Annotated in this window: 6 protein-coding genes; 1 reads left to right on the top strand and 5 read right to left on the bottom strand. The window is 74.8% G+C overall.

What is annotated here, in order from left to right:
- A partial coding sequence (locus G6556_RS17550; RefSeq protein WP_166944252.1) for an MFS transporter occupies positions 1-382 on the top strand: 382 nt, incomplete at its 5' end.
- Between the two features lie 44 nt (positions 383-426).
- On the opposite strand, the gene G6556_RS17545 is transcribed toward G6556_RS17550, so the two are convergent.
- The 5 genes from G6556_RS17545 to G6556_RS17525 form a co-directional block, all read right to left on the bottom strand.
- Positions 427-1,350 carry a cation diffusion facilitator family transporter gene (locus G6556_RS17545; protein WP_166944250.1) on the bottom strand — a complete coding sequence of 308 codons (924 nt, stop codon included), beginning with the start codon at positions 1,348-1,350 and terminating at the stop codon, positions 427-429.
- Positions 1,351-1,426: 76 nt separating this feature from the next.
- Positions 1,427-1,636 (bottom strand): hypothetical protein, encoded by a 210-nt coding sequence (locus G6556_RS17540; protein WP_205693691.1) that lies wholly within the window; start codon positions 1,634-1,636, stop codon positions 1,427-1,429.
- Positions 1,633-3,102 (bottom strand): phosphomannomutase/phosphoglucomutase, encoded by a 1,470-nt coding sequence (locus tag G6556_RS17535; RefSeq protein ID WP_346774976.1) that lies wholly within the window; start codon positions 3,100-3,102, stop codon positions 1,633-1,635. Before G6556_RS17535 ends, G6556_RS17540 begins: the two co-directional genes overlap by 4 nt.
- Positions 3,103-3,181: 79 nt before the next feature.
- A complete protein-coding gene (locus G6556_RS17530) occupies positions 3,182-3,475 on the bottom strand; it encodes a hypothetical protein (RefSeq protein ID WP_240934689.1) in 294 nt (97 codons plus the stop codon).
- Positions 3,476-3,481: 6 nt separating this feature from the next.
- Entirely contained in the window at positions 3,482-3,862 is a 381-nt protein-coding gene (locus G6556_RS17525) for a DUF3499 domain-containing protein (RefSeq protein ID WP_166944246.1), read from the bottom strand.
- Between the last annotated feature and the right edge of the window lie 82 nt (positions 3,863-3,944).

Raw genomic sequence — 3,944 nt, 5'->3', positions numbered from 1 at the left:
GCTCGCGGACCGGTTCGGGGCCGCACGCAGCATCGTTCTCGCGCTCGGGACCTCGGTGCTGGCGCTGCTGCTGCTCACCCCCGCGACGGCCACCGCGTGGACCGCCCTCGCCGTCTTCGCGCTCTGGGGGTTCGCGGCGTGGGCGATGAACTCCCCGCTGCAGAACGTCCTGCTCACGCTCGCGGGACGGCACGGCCAGCTCGTCGTGGCGCTGAACTCGTCGGTCATCTCGCTCGGCACCGGCCTGGGCGCCCTGGTGGGCGGCTGGGTGGTGGCGGGCCCGGGCTACGCGGTGCTCGGCGCGGCGGCCGCAGCCGTGATGCTGCTGGCGGTCGTCGTGGTCGCGCTCCTGTCCCGCCGCCCGGCGGTCGCCGCGGTCTGAACCCGGGTCCTCCGAGCGCGCCAGGCCCGGGCCGGGAGCCCGGGTCAGACCCCGGCGACCGCGTGGCGCAGGTCCGGCTCCAGGTAGATCACCCGCGCGATGGGCACCGCGGCGCGGACGCGCTGCTCCGCCGCGTCGATGGCCTCCGCGACGTCCGCCGCGCTCGACGCCGCCGGGACCTCGATCTTCGCGGCGACGAGCAGCTCCTCCGGGCCGAGGTGCAGCGTGCGCAGGTGGATGACCGACGGCACGCCCGGCCCGACCAGGGCGGCGCGGATGGCGTCGACGTCCTTGCGGCTGGCGGACTCGCCGAGCAGCAGGCTCTTGGTCTCGACCGCCAGCACGATCGCGATGACGACGAGCAGCAGGCCGATCGCCGCGGACCCGATCGCGTCCCAGCGGCCGTCGCCGGTCACCAGCGTCATGGACACGCCGAACAGCGCGAGCACCAGGCCGATCAGCGCGCCGAAGTCCTCCAGCAGCACGACGGGCAGCTCGGGCGCCTTGGCGGTGCGGATGTACGACACCCAGCCCTGCTTGCCGCGGGTGTGGTTCGCCTCGCCGATCGCGGTGCGGAACGACAGGCCCTCCATGATGATCGCGGCGACCAGCACGACGAGCGGCACCCACTGCCAGGACTCGATCGGGTGCGGGTCGGCGAACTTGTGCCAGGCCTCGTAGAGCGCGAACAGGCCGCCGAGGCTGAACAGCACGATGGCGACGATGAACGCGTACATGTACCGCTCGCGGCCGTAGCCGAACGGGTGCTCCTCGTCGGCCGCGCGCCGGGCCCGGCGACCGCCGACGAGCAGCAGCAGCTGGTTGCCGGAGTCGGCGACCGAGTGCACCGACTCGGCCAGCATGGAGCTGGACGAGGTGAGCAGGAACGCGATGAACTTCGTCACCGCGATGCCCAGGTTCGCGGACAGCGCGGCGATGATCGCCTTGTTCCCGCCTCCGTGTGCCATGCCGGTCCCTCCGCTGGTCAGCGCGCGGGCGACCGGGGCCGCCCGAGGCCGCCGCGCGGTGGCCCGAGCGGTGATGCTAGACCGGGCGGGCCTCGTCGGCGAGGAGGACGGGGATGCCGTCGCGCACCGGGTACGCCAGCGGGCGGTCCGGGTCGGTCGACACGAGCTCGGGCTGGCCGCCCGGGCCGACGCCGTCGACCAGCGTCGCGCCGGTCACGGGGCAGCGCAGCAGCTCGCGCACCCAGGGGGCGAGGCCGGTGGTGCCCACGGGCTCGGCGGCGCTCACGCGGCACCGTCCTGGCGGACGAGGGCGAGCACGTCGTCGCGGACCTTCTCCATGATGTCCTCGTCGGCGGCCTCGACGTTCAGCCGCAGCAGCGGCTCGGTGTTCGACGCCCGGAGGTTGAACCACCACTGCGGGTGGCCGTCCCAGTGCGAGACCGTCAGGCCGTCGAGCTCGTCGACGGTGACGGGGCCGGCGCCCTGCTGCTCGACGTACGCCTCGACGACCCGCTCGCGGGCGGCGGCGACGTCGGCGACGCGGGAGTTGATCTCCCCCGAGGCGACGTACGGCTGGTACTGCTCGGCGAGCGCCGACAGCGGGTGCGGCTGGCCGCCCAGCGCGGCGAGCACGTGCATGGCCGCGAGCATGCCGGTGTCCGCGAAGAAGAAGTCGCGGAAGTAGTAGTGCGCGGAGTGCTCGCCGCCGAACACGGCGTCCGACTCCGCCATCTGCGCCTTGATGAACGAGTGGCCGACCCGGGTGCGCACGGCCTTGGCACCGGCCGCGGTCACCAGGTCGGGCACGACCATCGAGGTGATGAGGTTGTGGATCACGGTGGGCGTGCGGCCCTCCGCCTTCTCCCGCTCGATCTCGCGCAGGCCGACCAGGGCCGTGATCGCGGACGGGCTGACCGGGTCGCCGTGCTCGTCGACGACGAAGCAGCGGTCGGCGTCGCCGTCGAACGCCAGGCCGATGTCGGCGCCGTGCTCCACGACCGCCTGCTGCAGGTCGCGCAGGTTCTCCGGCTCCAGCGGGTTGGCCTCGTGGTTCGGGAACGTCCCGTCGAGCTCGAAGTAGAGCGGCACGACCTCGAGCGGCAGCTCGGGCAGCCCGGCGCCGGTGCCGAGCACGGCCGGCGCGGTGAACCCGCCCATGCCGTTGCCGGCGTCCACGACGACCTTGAGCGGGCGGATGCCCGACAGGTCGACCAGGCCGCGCAGGAACGAGGCGTAGTCCCCCAGCAGGTCCTGCTCGGTGACCGCGCCCGGCGCGGCGCCCTCGGCCGGGGCCGGGACGCCGTCGCGCAGGTACTCGGCCGCGAGGTCGCGCACCCGGGACAGGCCCGAGTCCTGGCCGACCGGGCGGGCGCCCGCGCGGCAGAGCTTGATGCCGTTGTACTCGGCGGGGTTGTGGCTCGCGGTGAACATGGCGCCCGGGATGCCGAGGTGGCCCGACGCGAAGTACAGGCCGTCCGTCGAGCACAGCCCGATCGTGACGACGTCCACCCCGCGGGCGGCCAGACCCTCGGCGAACGCGCCGACCAGCTCCGGCCCGGAGGGGCGCATGTCGTTGCCGATCACCACGCGCGGGCGGGCGCCGTCGGCGGCCTCCGGCAGGACCACGACGTCGGCGAAGGCCGCGCCGATCGCACGGGCGACGCCGGCGTTCAGCTGGTCCGGGACGGTGCCCCGGACGTCGTACGCCTTGATCAGGCCGGTCAGGTCGGGCAGCGCGCGGGTCTCAGGCACGGCGTCACGGTATCCCATCGGCGTCCGGCCACGCGGCCCCACCAGGGGTGCTTCCGCTGCACCCGGACGGGTGCGCCGGTCAGCCCCGGCTGGACCGCCGGACGACCTCGTCGCGGCTCAGCGACGTCCCGTCCCCGTCGAGCGGGAACCACGCGCGGTGCTCGCACTCGTGGCAGGACACGAACGTCACGTCCGTCCCGTCGGCGAGCGCGAGGTGCAGCCGGGTGAGCCGGGTCGACCCGCACACCTCGCAGTCACCGGTGCCGGGCGCGTGCTCCTGCCCTGCCTGGCTCAGCGAGCCCAGCGGCGTCGGCTCGGGCTCCCCCCGGCGTCCCTTGCGACGACCTGTCCCACCGCCCCCTGCACCGGCCATCGCGGGTCAGTCCTCCTCGCCGCGCAGCACGCGCAGGTGCCCGCGGCGCCGCTCGGTGTCGAGCTCCGCGGCGGGCGGCAGCCCGTCGGGCACCGCGGCGGCGTGCCGGGGGGCCGGGCGGCCCGCCTCGCGCACGGCGTCGGCCAGCGCGAGCAGGTCGTCGTGGCTCGGGCCGGTCTCGACGAACTCGGGCGTCAGCCGGACGACCTCCCACCCGCGCGGGGCGGTCAGGCGCGAGGCGTGCTCGGCGCACAGGTCGTAGGAGTGCGGCTCGGCGAGCGTGGCGAGCGGGCCGAGGACGGCCGTCGAGTCGGCGTACACGTATGTCAGGGTCGCGACCGCCGGACGACCGCACGCGGTGCGGGAGCACTGGCGGACGGGTCTCACGGGGTAGAACCTACCGCCGCCCCCGGCGATCGCGTGCGCGCGACCCGCGTCGTCACCCGGATACAGTGCCGTGGTGGCACCC

Origin of the sequence: Cellulomonas sp. IC4_254, from assembly GCF_011603975.1 — a bacterium.
Lineage (GTDB): Bacteria > Actinomycetota > Actinomycetes > Actinomycetales > Cellulomonadaceae > Cellulomonas.
This window is presented reverse-complemented; position numbering and strand designations above follow the sequence as displayed.

Coding starts and splice junctions, on each gene's coding strand:
- G6556_RS17545 (WP_166944250.1), bottom strand. CDS start 1,350: ATGGCACACGGAGGCGGGAACAAGGCGATCATCGCCGCGCTGTCCGCG.
- G6556_RS17530 (WP_240934689.1), bottom strand. CDS start 3,475: ATGGCCGGTGCAGGGGGCGGTGGGACAGGTCGTCGCAAGGGACGCCGG.